A 26,909-nucleotide genomic window follows, 5' to 3' on the forward strand; every position below is an offset into this window, starting at 1 on the left:
CCCGACCGCATCTTCTTCGTCCGCGCGACGCTCTCCGCCGTCGACAACAACCAACTCCTGCTCACCACTCCGAAAACCAGGGACAGCAGGATGTGGGTCGCCCTCTCCGACCGCGTCGCCTCAGCCCTCGACGACCGCGCCGACACCCGCGCCTTCGGCAACATCACCGACAACGGCGGCTACGTCTTCCACCGCCACGGCCGCCCCCTGCACCCCAAGAACGTCCTCGACCACTTCCACCTGCTCTGCGACAAGGCCGGCGTCCCCCGCATCGCCCTCCACGACCTGCGTCACCTCATGACCAGCTTCGCCCTGGCCGCCAGCGTCCCGCTGCCCATCATCTCCAAGACTCTGCGTCACCGCACCCTGTCGACCAGCGCGAACATCTATGCCGACCTCACCCGCCTCGCCGCCCGCGCGGCCGTCGACGCCGTCGCCTGGATCCTCGACAACGCCGACCACGCCGTCCTCGGACGCCCCGTCTGCCGCGCCCGGCGCCCTTGGCGCCAGCACCCCCGCCCCCACCGGAAACTGCCCGCATATCAGCAGGCACGAACAGACGAACCATCGACGCCCTGGCCGATGTGGCCCGGCGACCACCATGCGACCACCAGCTAACGCAACAACAAGAAGAGCGGGCACCCGGTTTCCCAAGTACCCGCTCTCACAACCGACTTCACAGTCGGGACGACAGGATTTGAACCTGCGACCCCTTGACCCCCAGAAGGGGTTTACATATTGTCAGCTGCCGGAGCGTCACCGCTCCGGCTTTTTTGTTGCCCAACTAGCTTGAGATGCATATGAGTTGGCGTTCCACCCCAAGGACACCCGCCGAACGAGCTGACCGTTTGCCAGTTGTTACTTTGCGCACGATTGCCCGATTCGGCCTGTGGGCGCGGAGTTGGGCCATCAGGACCTGGTCCCAAAGTGGTCCCCAAGCCATAGACCCCACTCCGGCTACTGCCGGTGACGAGGATCTGTCGGTCCTTCAGGAACCGCTGCGGCAAGGCGCGGGTGGCCGCGGAGACGACAGTGCAGGTGGGCGACGCTCCGGCGCTACGGCTGTGGGCGGATCATGGTCGCTTACCCACTGGCTACGGATCGTCATCTTCCATGCGGTGTGTCGTCTGGAGCGTGTCCTGCCCGGTCGGTCCCGCCGTGCCTCGCGCCCCTGACCTCACGCTCTGCCGACACGCACAGCCGCCCAGCGAACCTTGGTCCCAGGAGATCAACCGCTCATCGAGAGAGGAAGCCCATGGGACAGCGAGCGCAGCGTGGTCGGGTGTACCGGCGGTGTGGCTGCACGGACGAGCACGGGAAGCAGTTGGGTCCGTGGTGCCTGAGGTTGGTGGCAGAGGCGAACCACGGGAAGTGGACGTACTGCGTCGACCTGGCCCGGGAGGAGGGCAGGCGCCGCACCCGTCGGCGGGGCGGCTTCGCCACCCGCGCGGAGGCGGCTCGTGAGATGAAGGCGGTGCTCGACGGTGAGCTGCGCGGGGTGTACGAGGACCGCCGCACCACCGTGGCGAGCTACCTACGGGAGTGGCTGGCTGCGGCGAAGGAGCGGCTCGCGCCGAACACCTACGCCGGCTACGCGGACTGCGTCGAGCGCGACCTGATCCCCGCCTTCGGCCATCACCGCCTCCCTGACCTGCGCCCCAAGCACATCGACTGCTGGGTCGCCGCCCAGCAGGACGCCGGGCGGGGCCGCGTGACGATCTACCGGGTCGTCTCCACCCTGCGCAACGCGCTCAACGCCGCCGTCCGCTCCTGGCGACTGCGCTACAACCCTGCCAAGCACTCCGTCCCGCCCAAGCCCCGCGCCGCCGAGCGCACCTGCTGGACCCCGGATGAGGCCGCAGCGTTCCTGCGGCACAACGCCGAGCACTACGCCGACCGGCTCACCGACCTGTTCGAGGTCATGCTCGGCACCGGCATGCGCCGCGGCGAAGTCCTCGCCCTGCACTGGTCCGACGTCCACCTGATGGACCGCAAGCTCTACGTCCGCTGGACCCTGGCCGCCGTCAACAACAACGAGAGCCTCTTCCGCGAGCCCAAGACCGAGGCCAGCCGCGCCTGGATCAGCCTCTCCCCCAGAGTCATGGCCGCCCTCCACCGCCAAGCCGCCCTCCAGGTGGCCGCCCACCCCGACGGACGGCTGGAAGGACTCGTATTCGCCAAGCCGGACGGTCTGCCGCTTCGCCCCCAGTGGGTCCTCGACCAACTCCGCAAGCGCACCGCCGAACTCGGCCTGCCCAAGATCGGCCTTCACGACCTGAGACACACCGCCGCCAGCATCATGATCGCCATGGGTATCCCCATCGCCGTCGTCTCCAAGACCCTGCGCCACACCACCCTCGCCATCACCATCAACCTCTACGGCCACCTCCTCAAAGACTCCGCCGACGAAGCCGTCAAAGCCCTCGCCGCCGCCCTCGACCGGGCCGATGCCGAGCGCGGGGCGTCAGAAAGTCCCCTTCCTCTCGCGGCCTGACAGCGCGGGACATGTCGATGTCAGCCCGCCAACGAGCATCAGCTCTGCTGCTCGCGTCGAGGAAGAATGAACGGATCCTTCCGGCCCTCGAGCTGTGGCCCGACAGCCACTTGGAGACCCTGCTCTCCCGGCGCCCCTCGCTGGCCGCGCAGTTCGGCCTGCGGTGAACCGCGCACCCCGCGACACAGACTGGCACCAGTGGACGAAGGGAAGCCGGGGAATTTCACACCGCCCTGTCCGGGTCCGCCGGTATCCTCCCGCTACGGTCGGCACGTCGAGCGCTTGACCGACAGGCTCTGGCGCGGAGGGACCCTCGTGATAGATCTGAGCAACTACGAACTGGTCTGGCCCGCGGACCTTTTCATCGCTGAGGGCAACCACATCGCGGCATCCGGGCGGCGGGACTGGATGTCCAGGGCACAGTGGCTGCTCACCGAGGCCTTCCAGGGATCGAGTGCCTGCTCGGACTTCGACGACCTTCCCACCGAGGCGCCCAAGAGCGACGACCCCTGGGGCCAACCAGCTCCCAATGCCTGGGGGCAGGCCCGGGTCCTCACGCAGCACGCCTGGTTCCGTGAGCTGATCGACCGGGCCACAGAAATCCGGCAGTTCACCGAGCCCCGGCCCTACTGGCCGCAGCGCAAAGCCGTCACCAGCCCTGCGGCACCCGCGCGTCCGGACTCGGTCCGCCTCGGCTTCGCCCGGCTGATCACAGAGCTGGAGGGCAAGGGCTACCTCGTCGAGCACTTCGGCGAGGAGTGCGTCGATGTCGACGAGGTGCTGCCCGATCCGGCCGAGGTCCTGGAACTGCGTCTGGGGATCGGACAGCTGTGGCCCCTCAAGCCGCAGGAGTGGGACGAGGACACCTTCTTCGGCCTGGTCGAGGTGTTCCACGACCTCGTCTCCCGCCCACGCGACCGCAGTTATCACAACTGGAACCAGTGCGGCTGGCACCACCAGGAGTTCCACACGGGCCCCGCCCGGGTGCTGTACCGGTGGCGGCTGAACCGGCTCCTCGCCGGTGCCGGACTCCACTACCGGCTCGCGGACGAAGGCGAGGACCAAGGCCGGCTCGTGGCCGTGACGGATGACGCCCGCGCCGACCTCGTCCACCGGGTGCTGGCCGTCGCCGACCCCGACATCCAGCAGCGCACGGCGCACGCCATCGCCCTGTACCGCGGCCGCGGTGCGGCCATCGAGGAGAAGCGTTCAGCGATCATCGCCCTGGCGGGCATCCTTGAGGAGCGGCGCGACCTCATCCGAGCCGAGCTCGGCAAACCCGACGACGGCGCATTGTTCATGATCGCCAACAAGTTCGAGATCCGTCACCGCGACGCCTCCCAGCAGGAGGACTATGATCCGGCGTTCCTCGACTGGATCTTCTGGTGGTACCTCGCCACGGTCGAACTCACCACCACGCTTGCCGGGCGCCAACAGGCCAACGGCTGAGCGGAACACCCATGGACCGCGTCGTCGGCGGCATCCCACGTGCAAGCGGCACCATCAGGGCCTACCCCGCTCTGCGATGGATCGGGTGACGGCGGCGAGATGGTGGGAGGTCTCCCAGGCACGCCGCTGGCTGGGGCCCCCGGGGCCGTCCGCGAGACCAACGGCTCGGATACGGATTTCATCGTCTCCCCAGGACAGGTCGGTGTGACTGTCGCGCCAGACGTCGGCCTGGGTGAGTTGGCGACACAGCCGAAGCGTGTCGACGCCTGCCGTGCCGACGGCTCGCACGACGTGCCAGTGGCGGCCGCTGGTATAGCGCAGGTTGGCCGGGGCGGCTCGCACGCGAGCAGCGGCCGGCGGGTCGGGGTGTGTGACGCCGTGATCGCCGAAATCGGGCGGCGGGCCTGCGGATCGTCGGGCGACGTGTTCCCAGAGGTCCAGGTCGTAGCGGCGCAGAGCGGTCAGGACGTGGGGTGTGACGCGGCGCAGTGTCGGGGGGAACGCCCCGCCGGCGAGGGCGATGTGACGCCAGGGCAGTGTGTGTGCCCAGATCAGGACCTCGAGTGCTCGTGGGACGAGGGCGGTGACCGTGTCTGTGTCGGGGAGGTATCCGGCGTCGAGGAGAAGGTCGGTGTCCTGCGGCTCGAGCGCGACGGCGGCAAGGGCGTCGAGCACGTCTTCGGTCATTGCCCGGGGGCCGTCGGGTAGGTGGTGCAGGTCGATGCGCAGGCAACCTCCCGCGCCATGTGCGAGCTGGGTCTGTCTTATCTCGTCAAGGGAGCCGGCCGGGTCGGTGGTGCGGAATGCGGGGATGAGTGTGTGGAGCCAGTCGCCGAAGGCGTCGCTGAGCCAGCGCATGGCGTGGCCGCGGAAGCCGGTTCCCACGACGCCGTGCTGCCAGAGTTGCCCACAGTCGACGGTCACGGTGAGGTTGCCCGGCAGGTGCTCGCCGGCGTGTCTGGCGAAGGTCCGCACGATGTCGGCCAGGCGCTGGTCGGGGTGGACTTCGAGGAGCGGGCGGATGTGTGCTTGCACGTCGGCACTGGTGTTGCGCAGGGCGATGAACTCGCCCGCTTTGCCGCGCAGGATCGGTACGTACTCCATCGGCATCCCCCTGCTGACGGTCGTGCGTGCGCTGCCCGGGTTGCTGTCGCCCCGCCAGTGTGCGGCGCTCGCCGCCGTTACACCAGAGCGCGCACACGGCGCAGCAGGGCCTGCGTTCACCACCAGAGTCCACCGGAGCACCAGGGGCAGGCGCCCCGCACCGGAGCCGGCGCAGATCACGTCCTGTCCGAGTCGCGGCTGGCGACAGCCCTCGTCCCGAAGGCCCACAGCGTCCTGGCACGTGGCTGGTGAGCGAGCCCCGCACCAGCTTGTCGGTGACCGTCTCCCCTGTTGCTCGCCGCCGTACCGGCCTTGGCCGGTCGCCGCGGCGGCCGTTCTGCCAGAACGGAGGGCTCAGTTCGCCGTCGGCCGTTCAGCACAAGGTCGGCGTACTGACGAGGCGACGACCAGTCGGTTCAACGAGCGGACCAGCAGCAACGTTTCGGGCGACACAGGGTGCGACCGACGCTGCCGAGGTGACCCACCCGTCCTCGCTCGTCGAGAGCGGACGGTTGCCAGTGCTCCTCGGCCTCGGCCCACTGTGGCTCCGTGACCTGCGATCAGATCCCCGGGACGGCGGATGAGGCTGTCGGGCGGCCCCATGCGAACTGCGAGAGGTGCGCCACGCTCATGGGGTGTCGCACGGCGGAGTTCGAGGCACAGCGGTCGCCTCGTGATCGGCTCCCCGGTTCAGCCTCGCTTCAGTACGGGGCTGCGCGGTTCTGCTCGCGGCTGCATTCGGCTGCCGGGCGGATCCGCTGGCGGCCCGGCTCCTGTGGAGCCAGAGCCCGCAAGCCCCGCCGACTACGAGGAACACTGCGAGTCCGTACAGGATCGGCGAGCCCGGTGCCGAGGCTCCGTCGCGGGGACCGACCAAGGCAGCGTGCGCCTGCTGGTTCGCCTCCAGGGCACCGGATGCCAGGGACAGGAACACTGCCACGGTGGGCCGGTGAACTGTCGTGACGTTCACCCACCTGCCACACACCCGCCCCAGCGCCTCACGCGCGAGCACGGCCACGCCGCCGAGCACGACCAGCGGACCGAGCGGGTTGTAGCGCCACGAGAGGCCGAGGTGCCCGAGCAGCACCTCACGGACGGCCCGGGTGCCGCCACACGTGGGAGCCATGATCCCGACGTAGTGCTGCGGGCCGTGCAGGTCCACCGGTGGGAGCCCGAAAACCGCCAGGGCCGCACCCAGGAACAAGCCGATGGCGGCAACGGTCCCGAGCCGACGGTGACGGTCCACAGTTTCCCAGGCGAACCGGCAGGGCGGCATAGCCCAGGGCCTCCAAGGGCTCCGAGTCATCGCCCTCCCATCCGGCGCCACGAGCGGGCGGTGGCAAGGAGGTCGAACGGTCCGACGGTGCTGGGAGCACCGGTCCAGGCGAGCCTGGGAGCGAAACGGCCCCACCGCTGCGCGTGCTCGAACGAACCGGTAGCGGCGGAGTCCGGGAACCCGAAGGAGGTGAGCCGATGCCGAAGTGACGTCCTGGCGGGCGCGGCCCGCATGACAACCCGGCCGCAGGTGCATCGGGAGCGCCTTGGGCAGACGAGCCACAGGCACTGAGCCGCCCCGAGACCCATGGCACCATTCCTTTCGCCCGCCGCGACCAACCCTGACGGACTGTCGGCCGACCGTTCCACCCCATTATTGCACTATGCAAAGCCTTCGGGGACAATTGGCCCATGGGACCCGAGTCCAGCGGTGCCTCGGGCCACCCCCTTTGCCGCTCATGGTCGCCGGCCGGGGCCACCGTCGCACTGGTCAACAGGCAACCGCCGGACCGCGGCCGGAGCCTTCCCCTTTGATGGCAAAGCCGACAGGAAACGAGGGCTCGGCCCAGCGGGAGGCCGGCTGACGCACCCGGCACCGCAGCGCGCTCAAGCGACGCCGTCAGAGCACCACCCGCGGGCACGGAGCGCGTAGTCCTGCCCTGCCGTTCACACGGAAGCGAGCTGCCATGCATTTCATGATCACCACTTACGACGAGGCCGGCGCGCCGGCCGCGACGGAAACCGTCGACCTGCCCACTCTGCGCGAACGCCTGACATGTGCCGCCGCAGCCGGTGAGCACCTGCACGTTCACCCTCATCGAGAGCCCCAGACCCGCGCCGCCCCGGGGGAGGATGGCCCTTGAGCACAGCAGGGCAGCGCCTCCAGCTCGGCTGAGCGCAAAGCGGCCTCCGCGAAAGCGACCCCTTTGAGGTACACGGCCCGGCCGCCTGCCCCTCCACCCCGACAATGACCGAGCCGCCATCAGCGGGGGCGACCCGGACCACGAGCAGCGGGCGGGCGTGCAGCCAGCCAGCCAGAGACGGTACCCCTGCGACACGGGAGATCGCCGTCCGCCGCCACAACACCTCCGCATGAGCTGTCGACGCTCGGACACGAATGATCGCGGGAGCGGCATACCGAAGCTTGAAGGACTCTTTGCACTGTCATACTTTTGGCTAGTGCAATAATCCTTGCAGATCGGGCAGTTCGTCCGGAGGGCACGACATGGTTGTCGAACCAGGCGTCGAGACAGTCGAGTTCATCTGCGCGCGGTGCCCTCGGCGGTGGGTACGCGAGTACGAGCTGCGGCTGTGCCACCTGCCGAGCGGCGGGATGCGGGAGTACTACCGGCTGAACGGTCTACCGGTGATGCCTCCCTACAGCGACTGCGGTGCCCCACCGTGTCGAGCCTGCGGCTCTCCGGTGCGAGGTCGCCTGATGACTCGACGGCTCAGCGGCACTGAAGCGCCGACACCACCGGAAGCCGTCGGCACCGCTGAGGACTGAGGCCCACTCGGCTGCAATCCGCAACGGGCAGCAGGCCGCCCCCGGCACCGGCGGCGTGCTTTCCCAGGGTGCGAGTAGAACGGCGAGTGGCTCTTGCACTGCCAGCCCGACTGCAGGTCGACAAGGACGCCAGCGGGATCCCGCTGCCACCGCGCCGCCAGTCGGGGCCGGCACCCTGAACGGCCGGATGCCGAAGTGTCACCGGCGTTGCGGGCGCCATTCGAAGAGCACGATGGTCGCGTCGTCGCGCAGCTGGTTGCGCTGGTGGTCGAGGATGTCGTGGATGAGCAGGCGCAGCGCCTCGGCCGGGCGCTGACCAGAAGCGGTGGAGCGGATGATGAAGTCGGTGAACCGGTCGAGTCCGAACTCCGCGCCGTCCCTGTCGCGGGCCTCGACGACACCGTCGGTGTAGAGCAGGACGCGGTCGCCCGGTTCCAGGGCCGTCTCGTGGACCTGGCGAGCTGCAGGGGCGAGCTCAAGCGCCAGACCGAGCGGTGGCTGCGGGGGGCTGTCCAGCACACCGGTGAGCACCCGCTCGGCACGGATGAGCAGCGGCGGCGGGTGACCGCAGTTGATCCAGCGCAGTACCCCGGTTTCCGCGTCGAGCAGGCACAGCACGCCGGTGCAGAACTGGTCGGGCTGCCACTGGGCGAGAGCCTGGTCGACGGAGCCGACGATGTCGGCCAGGTCGCCGCCGGCGCGGCGGGGGCGTTGCGTGCTGCCGCCATGGCGACCGACGTGGTCAGGCCGGCAGTCAGATCGTGGCCCATGGAGTCGAGGATCATGGTGTGCAGCGCGTCCTTGACCACCACGTGGTCGTAGGCGTCGCCGGCGATGTCGTACGCGGGCTCCAGGACCGCGGTCGAGACGCACCTGCTGCTACCGACGGTGCGTGGCGGCAGGAACGCCCGGAGCATTTCGGCGGGCAGCCGCATGGCCTCAGTGCGGGTGAGGCCGGCGAGCCAGTCGCTGTAGGCGCGCTTGGAGGTGATCAGCATGGCGAGCAGATGGGCCAGCATCTGGCCGCGGCGCATCCGGGCCTCGTCGGGCGAGGCACATCGCACCCCCAGCACACCCAGCCGTTCCTCGCCGTCGATCAGGGGCAGCCAGACGGTCACGCCGTCGTCGGCGTCGGCTACACGCGGCGAAACCGTGCGGTACGCCCATCCGGCGGGCGAGTCGACCACCGGCAGTCGTTCCAACGCCTCGTCGAGTGGGACGAGCACCCGCTGCTGCAGGTCGACGAGGTAGATCAGCACCGCGTCCAGGCCGAAGACCGAGCCGCACCGATGAGCCAGCTCCGGCAGCTCGACCGGCAGGGCCGTCTGCGCCTCGGCGAGCAGCTCGTCCAGCAGGGCCTCGTCGACGGCGGCCTCGGGACCGGCGGACGCGGGTGGTGGCTCCGACACGGGGATCACCCCTTCCGCCCCTCAGTCTCACACCGACCCAGCCCCACTACACCCCGGCGTGCCTGGGCACCGGTGGTGCACCCGAGACAGAAATCAACCAGCGGCGGACGTGGTCACCAGCCGAGGAGATCCGGTTGACGCTGTGGTGCGGCGGGCTCGGCTCCGGCTTCGGAGAAGGCGCGCAGGGCGTTGATGAGGCCGGTGCGCTGCCGGGTGGGCATCTTGGCGATGACGCGGGCGATTTCGGCACGGCGGCGTTCGGTGGCGTCCGTGACGGTGGCGATGCCGTCCTCGGTGAGGATGATGCGGACTTCTCGCTTGTCCTGACTACTGGTCTCGCGGACGACCATCCCGGAGGCGACCAGGCGGTCGATCATCCGCATCGCGGTGGAGGGGTTGACGGCGAGGTGCTCGGCCAGCCGGGACAGGCTCATCGCGCCACGGCTGTGCAACAGGACCAGCATCCGGAACTGCGGCAGGGTGAGGGAGTCCTCAACCTCACCCAGCGAGCGCGCCGAGATGGCCACCAGGACGCGCGAGGCAGTCAGTACCGCGGTGACGAGGTCCTCCTCGGTGCTGGTCGAGGCGAACTGGGCGGCTTCGTTGGACGCTGACTCGGACGGCATGCCTCTTTTCTATCGCGTACGGCCATCCGGTGCCGCATCCGGGCGGGTCCTCACGCAACTGGCCCGGCCCCGGGTTACTGCATGGAGCCGGCGCTGCAGGATGCGCCGGGTTCCTGGGTCTGGGGTCCCTGGACGTACTTGGTGAAGAACTCGTTGACCCTGGGGTCGGTAGCGCTGTCGACGATGAGCTGGGTGCTCCAGGCGCTGAGGGTGATGGTGCCCGGCTCGTCCGGGTAGGGGCTCATGAACGAGTAGGGGGTGGCCTTGACCTTGTCGGAGAGGACCTTGATGTCGGCGGGGGTGGCCTTGCCGTTGTAGGTGACCCACACCGCGCCGTGCTCCAGGGAGTGGACGGCGTTCTCGTTGTGCACGGGCTGGTCGTAGACGTTGCCCATGCACGGGGTCCAGACCGGGTTGTGGTCGCCGCCGACGGGCGGGGTCTGCGGGTACTGGACGGGGTGGGTCACGTGGTTGCGGCTGAAGGTGCCGAAGGTCTTCACACCGGGTATCGGCGCGTCTGCGGCGGCCTGGCGGGCCTTGTGCTGCTGGTCGGCGCGGGTGACCGCGTAAGCGCCGCCGCCGGCCGCGGCGACGGCCACGACGGCGGCCACGGTGATCCCCAGGATGCGGTTGCGGCGCTCGCGGGCTTCCTCCTGGGCACGCAACTGGGCGATCCGGGCGCGCCGGTCGGTGGAGGTGGAGCCTTCGGGGGCCACGGCGAATCCTGTCGGCGAGCGGGCAAGAGGACGAGATCCTACGGCCCGTGGCACCGGGCGCGGCGGACGCACGCAAGGGGTGGCGTGCGCGGTGGACAGTCTTCCATGGACTCTTTGCTCTGTGCAATGAGTTGTCGGGTCACGCTGTGCGGGGGTGGGGGTGGGGGCGGGGGCGGTTGGACGGTCGGGTGGTGCGGGCGAACGCGGCCCGGTGGTCAGGGGCTGGGTGAGTGGGTGCGAGGATGAGCGGCGATGCCGGGTCCTGTGCGTGCTGCCACCGATCTGAGGCTGCTGAGAGCAGGGATGTTCTCCGCGGTCTGCGTCGGGCTGTCCACGATCGGACACGTGTCGGCCTCCGGGATGGAGATTCCCTGGTGGGCCGTGGCAGTCGGCTGGGGTGCGGTCACGGCGATCGCGGTACCGCTGGCGGGACGTGAGCGGCACCTGCCGGGGATCGCCGTGGTCCTGCTGGCCGGCCAGTTGGGCTTGCACCTGCTGTTCTGCCTTGCACAGGCCGCCGCGGCACGGGCTGCCGAAGCCGCGAGCCTCGCCGACTTGGGCGCACGCCTGCTCTGCACTGACAGCGGGTCACATCCGGCAGCGAGCATCGCCGCGCAATTGGCGCAGCAGGCGGGCCTGCCGACTCCGCCCGTGCCGCAGATGGCGGCGATGGGCGGCTGGGACGCGGTGACCGGGTCGTTCACCGCTTCCATGCTGGGTGTGCATGTGGCGGCCGCGGTAATGATGGGCTGGGTGCTGCGGCGCGGGGAGATGGCGTTGTGGCGCACGGTGCGGCTGTCCGCCCGGGTCGCCGATCGCGTCGCCGCCGCGTGGCCGATGGCCGTGCTGCTCGGTGTGCTGGGTACTTTGGCCCTGCTCGCCGGCCTGGTGCGCCGGGTCGGTGCCGCGTGTGCCGTCTGGGAGGTGGCCGGGCCCGCACGGCCGGGGCTGCTGTTGCGCAGTTGCGTCATCCGGCGGGGTCCGCCGTGCTCGGCGCCGGCGGTTTGAGCATGAGGTGTCTCCCGCACTCGCGGTGCGGTGGCGTTCGGGTGCTGGGCTGCCGATAGGTCGTCACACCGTCTCGGTGCCCGCGTGCGCGGCGCGTTGATGCCGCCTCGCCGCTCGGCAGACCGTGCGGTGCCCTGTATCCCTGCCCGCCCTCCGCCCTACGAGGCCGAGGTGCGGCTCCTTGTGCTGGGAGTTTCTCCGATGCGTCCTTTCGCATGCTCTGCGCGGCGGGCTGCCGCCATCGCCCTGTCGGCTGCCGCGGCCCTGTCCCTGTCCGCCTGCGGCGGTCCGGCCGGGGGCCCGCAGGCCGCTCCGGCGGTTTCCACGCTGCCCTCGGCCCCCGACGGTGCGGTGGCGCTGCCGCAGCCGTTCGCCAAGCCGCACCTGGTCCTGACCGATGACGACGGCCAGCCGTACGACCTGGCGAAGCAGACTGCGGGCAAGCCCACGCTGCTGTACTTCGACTACACGCACGGCCCCGACGTGTGCCGGACGACGATGACCGACATCGCCGACGCCGCCCGCAGCCTGCCGCCCGGCGAGCGCGCGAAGTTGCAGGTGGTGTTCGTCACCACCGACCCGGCCCGCGACACTGTCCAGCGCCTGCGCCAGTGGCTCGGTGCCTTCGACCCGACCTTCGTCGGCCTGACCGGCGACTTCACGACCATCCAGAGCGCGGCCCGCAGCGTGGGCATCGCCGTCTCAACTCCGGTCCAGCAGACCGACGGCAGCTACCGTGCCACCTCCAGTGCCGAGGTCCTGGTCTTCTCGGCCGCGGACGACAAGGCCCACGCCCGATTCCCGTCCGGAGTCTCGGTGCCGCAGTACCAGGACGCGCTGCCGGCGATCGCCCGCGGCGCGACGCTGTGACCCACCGCCCCATCCGCCTCCCAGGTTTGCTCCGCTGACTCTCCGGCTGCGCCCGCACACCGCCCACCGGTGCGCAGGCGCAGCCCGCAGCCGAGTGCCAGCGGCACCTGCACGCCGCAAGCCTGCACGCGGCCGGGCCCCGCCATGCCCAGCCGGGCGAGCGCGCCGACCGGCACCCGCTTGAGAGCCGACCGCAGCCACCGATCCAACCCCCCGCAAGGACCACAGCACCGTGCACACCAGCGTCAGCACCGCTCTCACCCCGACCGGCATGCCGGGAATGCCGTCCATGCCCGGCATGACCGGTGGCACGCACCCCACCATGGGCGGGCCGATGTGGATGCCCGCCGACCCGCCCACCCTCGCCCGGCTGCTGGCCTGGCATCCCCAGCCGCTGCCCGTGGAACCGCTCGCCTGCCTGCTGGCCGTCGTGCTCTACCTGTACGCGGTCCACCGCCTGCGCCGCCGCGGCGACCTCTGGCCGCTGCACCGCACGCTCGCCTTCGCCATCGGTGTGGCGACCATCGCGGCCGTCACCTGCACTGGCATCGGCGGCTACGGCATGGAGGTGTTCAGCGTCCACATGGTCCAGCACATGGTGCTGTCCATGCTCTCGCCGGTCCTGCTGCTGCTCGGCGCACCCGTCACACTGGCCCTGCGCGCCCTGCCCGCCGCCCGCCGTGGCCGGACCGGCCCGCGGGAGCTGCTCGTGCGGCTGCTGCACAGCCGCTTCAGCCGGATCGTCTCCTCACCGCTGTTCACCCTGCCTCTGTTCATCGCCAGCCTGTACGCCCTCTACTTCACCACGCTGTTCGACTTCGCCATGGGCTCCTGGCTCGGGCACGAGTGGATGCTGCTCCACTTCCTCGCCGTGGGGCTGCTGTTCTTCTGGCCCATCATGGGAATCGACCCGGCCCCGCGCCGCGCATCCCACCTGATGCGGATGCTGGAGCTCTTCCTCGGCATGCCCTTCCACGCCTTCTTCGGCATCGCCGTGATGATGTCCCACACCCTGATCGTCACCTTCTTCGCCCACCCGCCGACCGCCTGGCACCTGGACGCGCTGGCCGACCAGAACACCGGAGGCGGCATCGCCTGGGCCTTCAGCGAGATCCCCACCGTGCTGGTCCTCCTTGCCTTGCTGGCCCAGTGGTCCGCCTCCGACCGGCGCACCGCAGCCCGCACCGACCGCCAGGCCGAGCGTGACCACGACGCCGAACTCACCGCCTACAACGCCTATCTCGCCACGCTCGCCCAGCGCACCGGTACCTGACGGCGCGTCCGGCCGACACTCCCGCGCTCCCGCACTCCCCCGCGTACGCCCTTGCCTGATCGCGGCCGCCTGCCACTGTGGAGCGGCCGACGAGCACGCGGAAGGGGATCACACGTATGCACCAACAGCCCCTGGTGGCATGGGTCATGACGTTTCTGACGGCCGCCACGGGGCTGTACTGCGCCCTGCGGTGCCACCTCGCCCCCGGTACCACCCGTGAGGAGCGGCACCTGGACGCGTCCACCGCGCTCAAAGGGCTGAGCATGGCGGCGATGGCATTGCCCTTCGGGGCCGGCCGGGCCGTGCCCGAACTCCTGTGGCCGGTCGTGCTCGTCCCAGCCGCCCTTTGGTCCGCGTCAGGGGTACTGCGATCCTCCGTCCATCGCCGCCACCGCATCGAGCACACCGTCGGCCATCTCGCCATGCTGTACATGGCGGTTGCGATGTACAGCCGTGTTTCCAGCTCTGCCGAGATGGCGGGCATGCCCGACATGGCAGCGGTGCAGGGGCCGGCGTGGCTGACCGCTGTCCTGATGCTGTTCTTCGCCACCGCGTCCGCCGTCAGCTGCACACGGTTGTTCATCCCGGCGGCAGCCCGCACCGGCAGCGGCGACCTCCTGTGGGCACCCCAAGTGAAAGAGGCGTGCCATCTCGTCCTGGGCATCAGCATGTTCACCATGCTGCTCACGCTGTGAATCCTGCGGGGCGGGCCCGACCCGCAGCAGCCACCCTGGGGTGAAACGGCTGGTCACCCGCCATTGCCCGGACGGAAGTCGAACGCCATACTCGGTCACCATGGAAGCAGGGGCGGCGATCCGCACAGCGCGAGCAGGCGTGTTCGCCGCGCTGCTGCTGACGCTGTCCGCCGGCGGCCACATCCTCCTCACCGGAACACCGCTGCCCATGGCCGTGGTGGCCGCCGCAGGTGTCGCCGTGTTCGGTGTGGCCATGCTGCTGCCCGTGGTCGAGTGCCGCTTCGGCGCGATAGCGGCCGTGCTGGTCCCGCTCGAACTGACCCTCAACGCGCTCTACAACGTGGGCCAGAGCAACTGCCAGAGCGGGACGAGTGGCACGTCCACCGGTCTGCTGCCCGATCTGCTGTGCGGCGGAAGTCCCGTGCGCGGCTTGGGCCCCGTGCTGGACCAGCCCGCCGTACCGGGCCAACTCACCACCACCCAGCTGCTCCTGGTGCTGTTCCTCCACCTCGCCGCGGCCCTGACCGCAGCCATCTGGCTCCGGCTGGGCGAGAAGGCGGTCTTCCGCACCCTGTCCGCACTCGCCGCACCCGCGCTGCGCCCGGTGCGGATCCTGCTCGCCTGGCTGCTCACCGCCGGACCCGCCCCGGTCGGCCCGCTGGTCGTCCTGCCCGAGCAGGACCACCCCAAGCCCAAGGACGTCCTGCGGCGCGCCGTCCAGCGCCGCGGCCCTCCCGCGCTCGTGCCCGCTGCCTGACCGGGGCTCACCGACGCCCCGTGAGGCCGCTTCCCGGGCGGTGCCGTGCCCTCGCGCACCTCGCACCGCATCCTTCCCCGAAGCCGCACGAGCCTCCCGGCACGCGCGTTCCGTCGCCGTGGCCGGGGACAGGAGACGACGTCCCCATGAGCAAGCGCAACAACCAGACCGCCAAGCAGAACGCCCGCGAGAAGATGCGCGCCGAGCGCGAGCGCCAGGAGCGCACCACGGCCCTGCGGCGCCGGATCACCATCGGTGTCGTGGCCGCAGCCGTGGTCGTCGGCGCGGCCGGCGTCAGCATCGCCTTGGCCGGCAACGGCGAGGCCGGTGGCCCGCTGGTGCTGCCCGCCAACAGCAGCGGCACGAACGGCACCGTGATCGTCTACGGCAATCCGGCGAGCAAGAACGTGTTGGACGTCTACGAGGACCCGCGCTGCCCGATCTGCGACGAGTTGGAGAAGACCGACGGCAGCACCGTCCAGCAACTCGCTGACAGCGGAAGCTACGTGATCCACTACCACCTGGCGACCTTCCTGGACGCCAGGATGGGCGGCAGCGGCTCGCACAACGCGGTGGCCGCGCTCGGCGCGGCGCTCAACGAGAGCCCGGCCATGTTCAAGAAGTTCCACGACGTGCTCTACGCCAACCAGCCGTCCGAGGAGACCGACGCCTTCGCGAACACCGGCCACCTGCTCGACCTCGCCGCCAAGGTCCCAGGGCTGGTCACCCCCGACTTCACCAAGGCCGTCAAGGACGGCACCTACAAGACCTGGGCGGGCAAGGTCAGCGACGCTTTCAACGCCAGCGGCGTCACAGGCACTCCCACCCTCAAGCTCAACGGCAAACAGCTCACCGTCTTCGACAACCAGGGCACCACGATCACCCCGGCCCAGTACACCCAGCTCATCCAGCAGAACGCCACCGCGAAGTAACCCCGGGGAGACCGCCCACCATGACCACAGCACCCGCTCCCCGCCCGTCAACGACCAGACGGCTCACCGATGCCGTCAGCACAAGCCGCGCCTTCGCCATACTGCTGACCCTCACCGGAGCCATCGCCCTGGCCGCCTCGGCCGTGCTCACCCTGGACAAGTTCAAAGTCCTGGAGAACCCGGCCTACGTCCCGGACTGCAACATCAACCCCGTCATCGCCTGCGGCTCGGTCATGCGCTCCACGCAGGCCGCCGCCTTCGGCTTCCCCAACCCGCTGATCGGCCTGGGCGCGTTCGCCGTCGTCGTCACCGTCGGGGTCACCGTGCTGACCGGTGCCCGCCTGCCGCGCTGGTTCTGGCTCGGCCTGCAAGCGGGCACCCTGTTCGGCGTCGGCTTCATCACCTGGCTGATGGACCAGACGCTCTATCACATCGGTGCGGTGTGCCCGTACTGCATCGTGGTGTGGATCTGCACGATCGCGCTGTTCTGGTACACCACCCTGCACAACCTGCGCCGTCAGGTGATTCCGCTGCCCGCCGGTTGGCGCCCGGGTGTTGACCAGGTCACCCGTTACCACTGGGTCGTCCCCGTCGCCTGGTACTTCGTGATCGCGCTGCTGATCCTCAACCGCTTCTGGTACTACTGGCGCACCCTGCTGTAAGCCCCTTCCCCGCACTCCTGCCACGATCCGGTGGTCCCCGCGAGTGGGACCGCCGGATCCCTCCACGGTGACCTCCCGGAGCAACGAGGGCACCACATTCCACAGTGGAAACCTCGCGCCTGTGTCTGCCTGCCACAGCCGGCAGGCGGTTTCACCCTCAGGCCGTGAGGGCTGTCAAGGCGGCGAAGACACAGCAGGTGAGCCCGACCGCGGTACTCGGAAGCGCCGCCGCGGCCGGTACCGTGCCGGTGACCGCGATGGTCAGAGCGAGGCCGGCCTGTGCGCCGGCCGCGCAAGCGGCGGAGGTGGCTCCGACCCAGGCCCGCCCCACACCCAGCAGGGCCATCGCCAAGGCGGTGGCCGCGGCCCATGCCCGGACCACTCCGACCGGTTGGGTGCCGCCCCACCAGCAGATCACCTGCGCCAGCACCAGGCACAAGGCGAGGGGAAGTGCCGCGGCGGCCTCGATGGGCGAGGCGGCACGCGTCGGGATCGGTATGCGCAGCCGGACGGCCGTCACAAGCAGCCCCGTACCCGCGCCGAGAACCAGCAGTGCCGCCGGGACCGGGTGCGAGGAATCGAGGAACGACAGGAGAAGGCTGACGCCGGTGGTCAGCCACAGCGCGGCCCCGTACTCCAGTGCCCGCCCGGCACCACCGCGAAAAGTGCTCTGCAGCACCATCACTCCACCTCCCATCCCAAGGAACTACGGCCTTCGGGTGCGCCTCGCTGCCGGTTGGCCCATGCGCCAACTGTATTGCATAATGCAAAGAACCTCGCAAATGTCGGCCCCACCGAGCTTCGTCGCCGACAGCGCCCGCGAGGTGGGGCGGCGCGCCCGCTCCCCGCCGAAAGGCGTGGCCGCCTCGGATGGCGGTCCGTACGGCCAGTGGGGGTCGCACGGGCCGCTCCCGCGACCCTGTCGACCGCATTGTCAGGACAGCGGCTTGGCACAACGTGCGGTGAGCATGTCGGTCATCAGCTGGATCTCCGAGGTCTGGGCGTTGACCATCGACTGGGCCAGGCGCTTCTGCGCGGCGTTCTTCGCCAGATCGACTGGGCGACCGCTTCTCGCGCCCGCTTGTGGTTGTCAGCTTTCCATGAAACCTTTGCTGTATGCAATGAAGTCGCGCTGCTCTTCGGGTCCCCGAGGCCACCAGCGGAATGAACACGATGCCAAGACCCACACCACACTCCGACGCCGCCGTCCGCACTGAGGCGACCGCAGAGGAGCGCCGGCTCCGCAAGGAGCACCCACCGTCGCCCCTGGCCCTCCTGGGCGGCGCCGTGCTGTTGTGCGCGGGAACCGCCAATGCGGCACCGCGCGCCCTACACCTGAGCCGACCCGCGACCACGGCATGCCTCCTGCTCAGCGCCGCCCTGGTCGCCTCCATCACCCCGGCACTGCTGTTGGCGCTTCTGCTCGCCACCGTTCACCCTCGGCCGGACCGGCACGGGGAGTCGGCCACGGCGGAATCCGCCAGGCGGACCCCCCTTCGTGCCATCCGGCATCTGCGGTCACTGGCCCGACGGCACCCAAGGCCCGGCAGGTCCAGCGGTCGCCGGGACAGCCCCGCGAATGCGATTGGACAGCCAACGCGGACAGGGGTCGGCCGCCGTGACCGCCGCCCGTTTCACGTGCGCTCCCTGCCGTGCTCCCACCCCGGCGCACACGCCCAGGCGCATGTACAGGGAACCGCGTGCTTCCGTGTCGTCCATCTCAATCAGAGAGATCCCCGTGCGGTACGACCATATTATTTGCATAATGCAAAGGTGATTGCTGAACCCTCCCCCGCCTCTCCCGACGCTCACCCCGGCGCTCCGATACCGGTGCGCCGCGGCCCGGGCGCCCTCCCCGACCTGCTGCGCGGCACCAAGAGCGGCCTCCTGGTCCTGGCCCTGCTGGTCGGCGCCGGCGCCGGCCTCGGCGCCATCGCCTTCCGCTGGCTGATCAAGACATTCACGCTTCTGCTGTCCGGGCACGCTGATTACGCGGCTGCCGGGCATGCCGCCAACCCCCATGTGCCGTGGCTGGGGCGGTGGTTCGTACTGCTCGCCCCGGTCGTGGCCGGCCTGCTCTACGGGCCGCTGGTCCAGCGGTTCGCCCGCGAGGCGCGCGGCCACGGCGTGCCCGAGGTGATGTTCGCCGTCGCCCGCCGCGGTGGGCGGATCGCCCCGCAGGTCGCGCTGGTCAAGTCACTGGCCTCCGCACTGACCATCGGCGGCGGCGGTTCGGTCGGCCGCGAGGGCCCGATCGTGCAGATCGGCTCCGCGCTCGGCTCCACCCTCGGACGAGTGGTGCGTGTGCCGGAGGGTCGGATGAAGGTCCTGGTCGCCTGCGGCGCGGCCGGCGGCATCGCCGCCACCTTCAACGCGCCGCTGGCCGGGGTGTTCTTCGCGATGGAGCTGATCCTGCGCGACTTCACCGCCGAGGCCTTCGGCATGGTGGTGCTCTCCTCCGTCACCTCCTCCGTCATCGGACGGGCCGCCTTCGGCGACGCCCCCTTCCTGCAGTTGCCCGCCTTCGGCGTCCACCACCTCTCCCAGTACCTGCTGTTCGCCCTGCTCGGAATGCTCGCCGGCATCGTCGGCGTCGGCTTCACCCGGATCCTGTACTGGATCGAGGACGCCTGCGACTGGGCCTGGCGCGGACCGGAGTGGGCCCGCCCCGCCGTCGGCGGTCTGCTGCTCGGCCTGGTCCTGCTCGCCCTGCCCGAGATGTACGGCGTCGGCTACCCGGTGCTGGAGAACGCCGTCAACGGCAAGTACGTCATCGGCTTCCTGCTGCTGCTCCTCGTCGGGAAGATCGCCGCGACCAGCCTGACCATCGGCATCGGCGGCTCCGGCGGCGTCTTCGCCCCGTCCCTGTTCATGGGCGCCATGCTCGGCTCCGCCTTCGGCGCCACCGTCCAGCACCTCGCCCCCGCCACCGCCGGCCCCGTCGGCCCCTACGCCCTGATCGGCATGGGCGCCGTCTTCGCCGGAGCCGCCCGCGCCCCCATCACCGCCGTCATCATCCTGTTCGAACTCACCGGCGAATACACGATCATCCTGCCCCTGATGGCCGCCATCGTCGTCGCCACCCTGATCAGCCGCGCCCTGTCGGACGACACCATCTACAGCCTCAAACTGCGCCGCCGCGGCATCGACCTCGACCACAAGCCCGCCACATCGCCGCTCGCCGGTCTCACTGTCGCCGCCGCGATGGAGCCCCTGCCCGCGGCCATCAACGAGACCACCCCGCTCCCCAAAGCCGCCGACGTCCTCGCCGCCTCCCCGCACGGAGCGCTGCCGGTGGTCGCCGCAGACGGGGCCTACCTCGGCATCGCCACCGCGAGCTCAGCAGCCGAACTCCTCGCCGACGCGGAACACGACGACGCCGCGATCAGCGCCATCACCCACCGCCCGGCGCTCATCACCGCCGAGACCCAACTGGCCGACGCCCTCGGCCTGCTGGTCAGCGCCAACGGCATGGGCCTGCCGGTCCTCGACGCCGGCCACACCCGCCTGACCGGCTGGCTCACCCACCAGTCCGTCCTCACCGCCCTCCACCGCAGTCAGCCACAAACCACCGCCTGACCAGGACGACTTCGCGGGTGCGGCGGCCGCGCCGCCCCACCCGCCGCCGTCCGCCCGCAGCCCAGGGAAGGACCCGCCCATGCCCCGCCTGGTCAGAACCCCCGCCTCCCCGAGCGGTTTTCGCCGTGCCGTCGTACGCGCACCGATCCGCCTCTACCACTGGCACCTGGGCTGGGCCCTCGGAAAGCGGTTCCTCCTGCTGACCCACACCGGCCGCAGCAGCGGCCAGCAGCGGCAGGTCGTCCTGGAGATCGCCGGCCGCGACCGCGCCACCGGCGCCTACCACCTCGCCTCCGGCTTCGGCCCCCGTTCCCAGTGGTACCGCAACATCCTGGCCGACCCGCACGTGACCATCCAGATCGGCAAACACCGCAGCACAGCCCTGGCACAACCCCTCGGACCGGAGGAGTCGGGCCGCCTGATGGCCGCGTACGCCAAACGACACCCACGCCTCGCACGTCAACTGGCCGCCCTGTGCGGGCTGAGCGTGGACGGCAGCGAACAGGACTACTACGCCGTCGGCCGCGACCACATCCCCTTCGTCGCCGTCTACCCGACCCAGCCCTGAACGGCCGTACCCCGCAACAAGCACATCGGTCCTGACAAACGATCAGTGAGGCTTCGGCATCCCGGGGAACGGCGATCGCTCGCACCCGCTTGTCGGCTGCCGAATACGGTCTCCTCCCGGCCGAGGTCACACGGAAGCCGGCGCCGCGTCGTGTCGCTGCCCGGATGTGCCGCATACAGGCGGCGCAGTTCGGTAAGTCCTGTGCCCTGTCAGCCGCTTGGGCGTCAGTCAGCCACTTCGGTTCCGCGGCGCCGCAGTTTGAGCGTGTAGACGGTGCCGCCGGACAGCGCCTTGCTGACGAGGACGGTCAGGGCGGTCGCGGCCATGAGGGGCAGAACCAGCTCGTAGTCACCGGTCAGTTCGGGCAGAGCGACGATCGCGGTGACGGGGGCGCGGGCGGCGCCGACGAAGACGGCCGCCATGCCGATGAGGCCGTACATCCCGGTCGGCCCCGTCTGGCCGGACTGGAGTTGGTGCACGGCCTGGCCGAAGGCGGAGCCCAGCGTGGCGCCCATGAACAGCGTGGGCGCGAGGATCCCACCGGGGCCGCCGATGCCGATGGTCAGGCAGGTCGCAACGATCTTCCCGGCCAGTAGCGCCAGCAGGAACGCGGTGGCGTACCTGCCGTTGACCGCGTTCTCCATGACGAGGTAGCCGACCCCGTACAGCTGCGGCATGAGGAGCAGCAACCCACCGAGCAGGAACCCGCCGACGGCCGGGCGGGCCCATTCCGGTCCGCGCCAGAGGAGGTCGCAGGCGTCCTCGACCTGGTAGAGGACGTGGGCGAAGGCCACACCGGCCAGGCCCGCCAGGACGGCCAGAAGTACGAGGTACGGGTAGGTGGAAGGGGACGGTACGGCAAACGCGGGCACGTGGAAGGCGGGCGCCGTGCCGTACACGGCCCGGCCGATCAGCGTCGCGGTGACGGTGGCGAGCGCCAGCGGGGCGAAGGCTTCGACACTGAGTTCGCGCAGCAGCAGCTCCACCGCGAAGAACAGCCCGGCCAGGGGCGCATTGAACGTAGCGGCCGTAGCGCCGGCGGCCCCGCAGCAGAGCAGGATCCTCAGCTGGGCCGCGGGCAGCTGGGCCAGTTGCCCCGCGGCCGAGCCGAGCGCGGCACCGACCTGGACCAGCGGCCCCTCGCGGCCCACGGAACCGCCCCCGCCGATGCACACCGCTGAGGCCAGCGCTCTGACCGCCGGTACCCGCAGCCCGATCCGCCCGCCCCGGTGCATGACCGCGTCCATCGCCTCCGGCACGCCCAGGCCGCGCGCCCCAGAAGCGAAGAAGTGCACCAGCGGCCCGTAGACCAGCCCGGCGACCACCGGCACCAGCACGACGAACCACCTTCCGAGCCACGACAGATGGGGATTGGCCGCATGATCGGCTGCCGCGTAGTCCGCGTGGCCCGACAGCAGCAGGGTGAAGATCCGGATCAGCCAGCGGAAGACGACTGCCCCGCCGGCCGCCGCCGCGCCCACCAGCACAGCAAGCCCGGCCAAGCCGGACCGGCCCGCGTTCATCGTGCACCGCGGCGGTTCACACAGGACCTTCGCACCGTGCAAGGTTAACCACGCTCAGCAGCCGAACACGGACAATACCCAGCCCACACCCCGCCAATCGCAGCAGCTTTTCTTTGCACAGAGCAATACAATGGAGAGTGGACGGGCCGCAGTCGGTCGGCGTCCGCATGAACGCTTTCCGCCGACAGGGTGTGGTATGCACAGCGGCATGTGGACAGAGCGCATGCGGCTCCGCATCAAGCTCATTCCGTGGGGTGTTCGGCGGTGCAAGGTGGCCGGTTCGGCGCCCTGACCACTCGATGCGGCATGGCGAGGAGACCGGGAGAGCATGACAGTGAACGCGACCGAGCGGTACGCCGTAGCCCTTCCGGGAGCGGTCGGCGCGCACAGCCCCGCGCAGGTCGTCATCGTGCACCCGACCGATGACGTCGGCGATGACGGGGGCCGTGTCTGGACCGACGCGACCGGGCGGTTCCGGATGGAAATCACGCGCGAGGTCGCCATGCTGCTGGCGGCACCGGGCGGATACGACCGGCATCCGTGTCTGCACGCGGTCCCCCTTCCGTGACGGATCAGCTGCCGCAAGGCCTGCCGGTCGGGCGCCCGTTCCGGGTGACCGACTGGAAGGGTGGTGTGTTGTGCACAGTGCCGCTGGCACGGGGAGAGCACGAGACGGACAGCCAGCCACTGATGACCCGTCCACCTCGATGAAGGGAGGACAGCATGACGGCCGAACTGAGCACCGACCTCGTACGGTTCGTCTGCCCCAGGTGTTCCCAGCAGTGGGAGCACGAGTACCAGGTCGTACACGGCGAGACACCCGACGGAGAAGATCGGGACTACTATCAGCACCACGGACGGCCGGTGATGCCACCGTTCAGCCAGAGCGGCTCGGTTCCTTGTCCGCACTGCGGGCGTCAGACCGTAGGAAGCCTGGCTCAGAGGCGCTACGCGGCGTCCTACGCCGCCACCAAGACGTCGCCATCCGCCTGACACAGCACGTCATGACCCCGCGGGGCCCGTGAGCTGTCGCCCAGGACCGCAAGACGACTGGCCAAAGGCCCGTGCCCTTCCACCAGTCCTCCCTTCACGCCCCGACCCGACCATCTCCGCGACGTCAGCTCAACGGGTCCGAGTACTCGACCGCCGAGCTGCGCGCACCGTCACCGGCGTCAGCCGCGACCTGACGGCACTGGTCGACGGCGAGGCGTGCCAGGCACAGCAGCAGCCCCGCCAACAGTACGTCCTGCAAGGGCAGTTGTGTGACCGCCAGGAACGTGGCGACCAGCGCCGTCCGCTCCCCCAGTCCACCGCACCAGGCCGCGCGGAGCGCCGCCACCCGCCCGACGGCCAGCTTGACCCCGATGACGATCAGCAGGGCCCCGACGACCGGCAGCGGAACCAGGCCAGCCTCCTCCCCCAGCCCGCACCACAGCAACAGCAACAGCACGCACCCCGACACCACCCCGGCCCAACGGGTGCGGGCACCCGAGCCGACGGACACCGCCGTGCGCGACGGCGAACCGCCGACCGGCAGTGCGTGACAGAACGCACCGACCACGTTCGCCGCCGCCTGCACCAGCATGTCCCGCGTACGGTCCGCCGTGCGATGCCCCTCCCCGGCGGCCCGCTGCGGTGAGATCCCGGCGGCCTGGGCGAGCGCGACCAGCGCCACCGAACAGGCCCCGCCCACCAGGTGCGCCATCACCCCCCAGGCCGGCATCGTCAGTGGCGGAACGCCGTCCGGGATCCGGCCGAGCGAACCCGCCAGCGGCACCGCCACCCCCGAGAGGCGCACCAACGCGGCGGTGACCACCAGCGCGACGAGCACCGCCAGCGGACGCACGCGCGGCACCGCATGGGCCAGTGCCCACACGAGCACCGTCAGCACCGCCACCGCGGTGGCCGCCGTCGACCACTGCCCCGGTTGCGCGAGCCACGCCAGCACCCGTAGCAGCCGGTTGTGGTGGTGCGTCCGGAAGCCGGTCGCCTCGTGCATGGCCCCGGCGATGATCTGCACCGCGCAGCCCACCGAGAACCCGGCCATCGCCCCGCCCGGCACCAAGCGCAGCAGCGCGTCCAACCGCAGCACCGTGAACAGCGCCATCGCCAGCGCGACCATCAACGTCAACGCGGCGACGTTGCCCGGCGCCGCCGGATCCAGGTGCGCATGTCGCAGGGCCCCTCGCGCGGTCAACGCGATGGCACTGGTCAAGGTCGTGACCATCAGCGGAGTCCGCACGAGCAGCGATCCCACGATCGACGGCCAAACCCCCGCGTACAGTCCGGTTTCGGCGTCGAAGCCCACCATCGCCGCGTACGCCATGCCCTGCGGCGCGCTGAACAGTGCCGTGACCAGCCCGGCCACCACGTCCACCGCGCCGGCCTTGGTCGGCCGACCTCGCCGCCCGGCACTCACCGGTGCGGCTTCGACGGCGGCCCGCGCCGCCGGGATGCGTCGGCCGGGCGCCTCGACCCGGTCCTTGTCGAGATGATCCACCTTTCGCCTCCCATGCCGGGGTTGCCGCCCGCGCTGCGTCCCGGGCCGACGGCCTGCCGCCCTCCAGGTCAGCAGGAACTGGACCCGCGCCGCGAAAGCCCGCACCCGTTGCTAGGCCAACCAGGTGCAATGCGCGGCATCGACGGCGTGTCGCCGGACCCACTCCCCTATGGACACCAGCCCCCATGCCCGCGGCTGCGAAGGGCCGGGTTTCAGCCCGAAGATGCGCCCGGGAGCAATCCTGGGGTGCTGACCTCAACACCGGCTGCGTGTAACGCGTACCGCCACCACGGTGGCCGAGTCCTCGCTCGCCTGCGTGGCTCCATCGTGCCCGTGCCCACCAGAGGGACAATCCTTCATGACCGTGATCACTCGACGCTCGCTAATGCTGGCCGGCATCGGCGTAGTTGGCACCGCGCCTCTCGACGCTCGCGACGGGGCCACGGCCGCCGGCAGCCCCTCCCTGGTGAGCGCCTCAAGTTCTGCCGTAGCCGAGCACGACCACAGACGCTCACATGACGGCCGCGAGCGCACCGTCAAGCTCGTCGCCGCGGCCGCTCCTGTCGACCTGGGCGGGATGAGCGTCAACACCTGGACCTTCAGTGGACAGTTGCCGGGCCAGGAGATCCGGATGACCGCCGGCGACGCCCTGGTCGCCGAGCTTGTCGACAACCTCCCGGCCGCGACCTCCGTGCACTGGCACGGCATGGCGGTCCCCAATGACATGGACGGGTTCCCGCCGGTCACCCAGCGTGCCGTTCCCGCCGGTGGCGCGTTCACCTACCAGTTCACCGGCGGCGTCCCGGGCACGTACTGGTTCCACTCGCACGTCGGTGTGCAGCGCGACCGCGGGCTCTACGGGGCGCTGATCGTCGAGGATCCACACGAGCCGCTGTCGTACGACGACGAGTGGGTGGTCGTGCTGGACGACTGGCTCGATGGAGTCACCGGCACCCCTGACGAGGCTCTGGCCGAACTCTCCCACGGCATGGGCGGGATGGGCACGGGTGGGATGAGCGGGACGCCCGGCACGGGCACCGCGACCAGGATCGACGGCACGGCCATGGGGCCTTCCGCCTCACCGTCCAGCAGCCCCAAGCCGGGCACGTTCACACTCACCGGCGCCACCAGCCCGCTGCTGGGCGGCGACGCGGGCGACGTGAAGTACCCGTACCACCTGGTCAACGGCCGCCTCGCTACCGCTCCCGCCGTCCACCGCGCCAAGCCCGGTGCGCGGGTTCGGCTGCGGATCATCAACGCGGGCGGGGACACCGCCTACCGTCTCGCGCTGGGCGGGCACACCATGACCATCACCCACACCGACGGCTACCCGGTCGCCCACCAGGACACCGACGCCCTGCTGCTCGGCATGGGCGAGCGCTACGACGTCCTGGTCACCCTCAAGGACGGTGTCTTTCCCCTCGTCGCCCTGGCCGAGGGCAAGAACGCCACCGGTCTCGCCCTCATCCGTACCGGTTACGGCCAGGCGCCGAGCTCCACGGTTCGTCCCAGCGAACTGGACTGCCGACTGGTGACGGCCGATCAGCTGCGCGCCTGCGACCAGGTGCGGCTGCCCGCCCGTACCCCGGACGTCACCCACCAGGTGAACCTCACCGGTGGAATGCCCGGTACGACTGGTCGATCAACGGCCGCCGCTTCGACATGCGCGACCCGACCGCCGCGGCGTTCCTGATCCGCCAAGGACAGCGGGTGCGCATGGAGTTCACCAACACCACCGACATGTGGCACCCGATGCACCTGCACGGCCACACCTTCCAGCTCGGCGCCACCGGCCCGCGCAAGGACACCGTCATCGTGCTGCCGGGCAGGACCGTCACCTGCGACTTCGATGCCGACAACCCCGGGCAGTGGCTGGTCCACTGCCACAACGTCTACCACGGAGAAGCCGGGATGATGGGCCTGTTCGCCTACACCACCTGACCGCTCCCGGAGGGTCCCCCT

General features: G+C 70.3%; 21 protein-coding genes and 2 pseudogenes. 15 read left to right on the top strand and 8 right to left on the bottom strand.

Features of this window, described 5'->3' with window-relative positions:
• From LN042_RS37420 to LN042_RS28530, 3 genes are all read left to right on the top strand, one after another.
• Positions 1-618, top strand: a 618-nt coding sequence (locus LN042_RS37420; protein ID WP_283843937.1) for a tyrosine-type recombinase/integrase, incomplete at its 5' end; no start/stop codon positions are given.
• 730 nt (positions 619-1,348) lie between these two features.
• Complete coding sequence (locus LN042_RS28525) at positions 1,349-2,494, top strand: site-specific integrase (RefSeq protein ID WP_230054285.1); 1,146 nt, start codon at positions 1,349-1,351, stop codon at positions 2,492-2,494.
• Positions 2,495-2,809: 315 nt separating this feature from the next.
• Entirely contained in the window at positions 2,810-3,943 is a 1,134-nt protein-coding gene (locus LN042_RS28530) for a hypothetical protein (protein ID WP_230054286.1), read from the top strand.
• A 54-nt stretch (positions 3,944-3,997) separates the two neighbouring features.
• Here LN042_RS28530 and LN042_RS28535 read toward each other — a convergent pair whose 3' ends face one another.
• Together LN042_RS28535 and LN042_RS38100 are read right to left on the bottom strand one after the other, a co-directional pair.
• Positions 3,998-5,047 (bottom strand): beta family protein, encoded by a 1,050-nt coding sequence (locus tag LN042_RS28535; RefSeq protein WP_230054287.1) that lies wholly within the window; start codon positions 5,045-5,047, stop codon positions 3,998-4,000.
• 628 nt (positions 5,048-5,675) lie between these two features.
• A complete protein-coding gene (locus tag LN042_RS38100) occupies positions 5,676-6,578 on the bottom strand; it encodes a DUF2752 domain-containing protein (RefSeq protein ID WP_372495837.1) in 903 nt (300 codons plus the stop codon).
• Between the two features lie 439 nt (positions 6,579-7,017).
• On the opposite strand from LN042_RS38100, the gene LN042_RS28540 reads away from it, so the two are divergent.
• Positions 7,018-7,185: a hypothetical protein gene (locus LN042_RS28540; protein WP_230054288.1), complete on the top strand. Its 168-nt coding sequence runs from the start codon at positions 7,018-7,020 to the stop codon at positions 7,183-7,185.
• Between the two features lie 842 nt (positions 7,186-8,027).
• Here the strand turns inward: LN042_RS28540 and LN042_RS28545 are convergent.
• The 3 genes and pseudogenes from LN042_RS28545 to LN042_RS28555 form a co-directional block, all read right to left on the bottom strand.
• A pseudogene (locus tag LN042_RS28545) lies at positions 8,028-9,247 on the bottom strand (PP2C family protein-serine/threonine phosphatase).
• Positions 9,248-9,351: 104 nt separating this feature from the next.
• Positions 9,352-9,864 carry a MarR family winged helix-turn-helix transcriptional regulator gene (locus LN042_RS28550; RefSeq protein ID WP_230054289.1) on the bottom strand — a complete coding sequence of 171 codons (513 nt, stop codon included), beginning with the start codon at positions 9,862-9,864 and terminating at the stop codon, positions 9,352-9,354.
• A gap of 74 nt (positions 9,865-9,938) precedes the next feature.
• A complete protein-coding gene (locus LN042_RS28555) occupies positions 9,939-10,580 on the bottom strand; it encodes a thioredoxin-like domain-containing protein (protein WP_230054290.1) in 642 nt (213 codons plus the stop codon).
• A gap of 252 nt (positions 10,581-10,832) precedes the next feature.
• On the opposite strand from LN042_RS28555, the gene LN042_RS28560 reads away from it, so the two are divergent.
• From LN042_RS28560 to LN042_RS28590, 7 genes are all read left to right on the top strand, one after another.
• Entirely contained in the window at positions 10,833-11,588 is a 756-nt protein-coding gene (locus LN042_RS28560; protein WP_230054291.1) for a hypothetical protein, read from the top strand.
• A 201-nt stretch (positions 11,589-11,789) separates the two neighbouring features.
• The gene (locus LN042_RS28565) at positions 11,790-12,458 is read left to right on the top strand and encodes an SCO family protein (RefSeq protein ID WP_230054292.1); all 669 of its coding nucleotides are present in this window, start codon (positions 11,790-11,792) and stop codon (positions 12,456-12,458) included.
• A 322-nt stretch (positions 12,459-12,780) separates the two neighbouring features.
• Positions 12,781-13,731 carry a cytochrome c oxidase assembly protein gene (locus tag LN042_RS28570; protein ID WP_249801600.1) on the top strand — a complete coding sequence of 317 codons (951 nt, stop codon included), beginning with the start codon at positions 12,781-12,783 and terminating at the stop codon, positions 13,729-13,731.
• Between the two features lie 146 nt (positions 13,732-13,877).
• Positions 13,878-14,426: a DUF5134 domain-containing protein gene (locus LN042_RS28575; protein ID WP_230054294.1), complete on the top strand. Its 549-nt coding sequence runs from the start codon at positions 13,878-13,880 to the stop codon at positions 14,424-14,426.
• Positions 14,427-14,526: 100 nt separating this feature from the next.
• The gene (locus tag LN042_RS28580) at positions 14,527-15,183 is read left to right on the top strand and encodes a hypothetical protein (RefSeq protein WP_230054295.1); all 657 of its coding nucleotides are present in this window, start codon (positions 14,527-14,529) and stop codon (positions 15,181-15,183) included.
• A gap of 146 nt (positions 15,184-15,329) precedes the next feature.
• Positions 15,330-16,115 carry a thioredoxin domain-containing protein gene (locus tag LN042_RS28585; RefSeq protein WP_230054296.1) on the top strand — a complete coding sequence of 262 codons (786 nt, stop codon included), beginning with the start codon at positions 15,330-15,332 and terminating at the stop codon, positions 16,113-16,115.
• A 20-nt stretch (positions 16,116-16,135) separates the two neighbouring features.
• Complete coding sequence (locus LN042_RS28590; RefSeq protein ID WP_230054297.1) at positions 16,136-16,777, top strand: vitamin K epoxide reductase family protein; 642 nt, start codon at positions 16,136-16,138, stop codon at positions 16,775-16,777.
• 157 nt (positions 16,778-16,934) lie between these two features.
• Here LN042_RS28590 and LN042_RS28595 read toward each other — a convergent pair whose 3' ends face one another.
• Positions 16,935-17,459 (bottom strand): hypothetical protein, encoded by a 525-nt coding sequence (locus tag LN042_RS28595; protein ID WP_230054298.1) that lies wholly within the window; start codon positions 17,457-17,459, stop codon positions 16,935-16,937.
• Between the two features lie 1,205 nt (positions 17,460-18,664).
• Between LN042_RS28595 and LN042_RS28600 the strand changes: the two genes are divergently transcribed.
• Both LN042_RS28600 and LN042_RS28605 read left to right on the top strand, forming a co-directional pair.
• Complete coding sequence (locus tag LN042_RS28600) at positions 18,665-20,356, top strand: chloride channel protein (RefSeq protein WP_230054330.1); 1,692 nt, start codon at positions 18,665-18,667, stop codon at positions 20,354-20,356.
• 79 nt (positions 20,357-20,435) lie between these two features.
• Positions 20,436-20,924, top strand: a complete 489-nt coding sequence (locus tag LN042_RS28605) for a nitroreductase family deazaflavin-dependent oxidoreductase (RefSeq protein WP_230054299.1) — start codon at positions 20,436-20,438, stop codon at positions 20,922-20,924.
• Between the two features lie 224 nt (positions 20,925-21,148).
• On the opposite strand, the gene LN042_RS28610 is transcribed toward LN042_RS28605, so the two are convergent.
• Complete coding sequence (locus LN042_RS28610; protein WP_230054300.1) at positions 21,149-22,447, bottom strand: chloride channel protein; 1,299 nt, start codon at positions 22,445-22,447, stop codon at positions 21,149-21,151.
• Between the two features lie 328 nt (positions 22,448-22,775).
• Here LN042_RS28610 and LN042_RS28615 point away from each other — a divergent pair, with 328 nt between their 5' ends.
• Positions 22,776-23,015 carry a DUF6296 family protein gene (locus LN042_RS28615; protein WP_230054301.1) on the top strand — a complete coding sequence of 80 codons (240 nt, stop codon included), beginning with the start codon at positions 22,776-22,778 and terminating at the stop codon, positions 23,013-23,015.
• Positions 23,016-23,564: 549 nt separating this feature from the next.
• Here LN042_RS28615 and LN042_RS28620 read toward each other — a convergent pair.
• Entirely contained in the window at positions 23,565-24,947 is a 1,383-nt protein-coding gene (locus LN042_RS28620) for a SulP family inorganic anion transporter (protein ID WP_230054302.1), read from the bottom strand.
• 358 nt (positions 24,948-25,305) lie between these two features.
• On the opposite strand from LN042_RS28620, the pseudogene LN042_RS28625 reads away from it, so the two are divergent.
• A pseudogene (locus LN042_RS28625) lies at positions 25,306-26,888 on the top strand (multicopper oxidase family protein).
• Positions 26,889-26,909: the final 21 nt, after the last annotated feature.

Source organism: Kitasatospora humi (assembly GCF_020907985.1).
Classification (GTDB): Bacteria; Actinomycetota; Actinomycetes; order Streptomycetales; family Streptomycetaceae; genus Kitasatospora; species Kitasatospora humi.

Coding starts and splice junctions, on each gene's coding strand:
- LN042_RS28570 (WP_249801600.1), top strand. CDS start 12,781: ATGGGCGGGCCGATGTGGATGCCCGCCGACCCGCCCACCCTCGCCCGG.
- LN042_RS28590 (WP_230054297.1), top strand. CDS start 16,136: ATGACCACAGCACCCGCTCCCCGCCCGTCAACGACCAGACGGCTCACC.
- LN042_RS28610 (WP_230054300.1), bottom strand. CDS start 22,447: ATGAACGCGGGCCGGTCCGGCTTGGCCGGGCTTGCTGTGCTGGTGGGC.
- LN042_RS28540 (WP_230054288.1), top strand. CDS start 7,018: ATGATCACCACTTACGACGAGGCCGGCGCGCCGGCCGCGACGGAAACC.
- LN042_RS28560 (WP_230054291.1), top strand. CDS start 10,833: ATGCCGGGTCCTGTGCGTGCTGCCACCGATCTGAGGCTGCTGAGAGCA.
- LN042_RS28595 (WP_230054298.1), bottom strand. CDS start 17,459: ATGGTGCTGCAGAGCACTTTTCGCGGTGGTGCCGGGCGGGCACTGGAG.
- LN042_RS28535 (WP_230054287.1), bottom strand. CDS start 5,047: ATGGAGTACGTACCGATCCTGCGCGGCAAAGCGGGCGAGTTCATCGCC.
- LN042_RS28575 (WP_230054294.1), top strand. CDS start 13,878: ATGACGTTTCTGACGGCCGCCACGGGGCTGTACTGCGCCCTGCGGTGC.
- LN042_RS28580 (WP_230054295.1), top strand. CDS start 14,527: ATGGAAGCAGGGGCGGCGATCCGCACAGCGCGAGCAGGCGTGTTCGCC.
- LN042_RS28615 (WP_230054301.1), top strand. CDS start 22,776: ATGACAGTGAACGCGACCGAGCGGTACGCCGTAGCCCTTCCGGGAGCG.
- LN042_RS28565 (WP_230054292.1), top strand. CDS start 11,790: ATGCGTCCTTTCGCATGCTCTGCGCGGCGGGCTGCCGCCATCGCCCTG.
- LN042_RS28550 (WP_230054289.1), bottom strand. CDS start 9,864: ATGCCGTCCGAGTCAGCGTCCAACGAAGCCGCCCAGTTCGCCTCGACC.
- LN042_RS28605 (WP_230054299.1), top strand. CDS start 20,436: ATGCCCCGCCTGGTCAGAACCCCCGCCTCCCCGAGCGGTTTTCGCCGT.
- LN042_RS38100 (WP_372495837.1), bottom strand. CDS start 6,578: ATGCACCTGCGGCCGGGTTGTCATGCGGGCCGCGCCCGCCAGGACGTC.
- LN042_RS28585 (WP_230054296.1), top strand. CDS start 15,330: ATGAGCAAGCGCAACAACCAGACCGCCAAGCAGAACGCCCGCGAGAAG.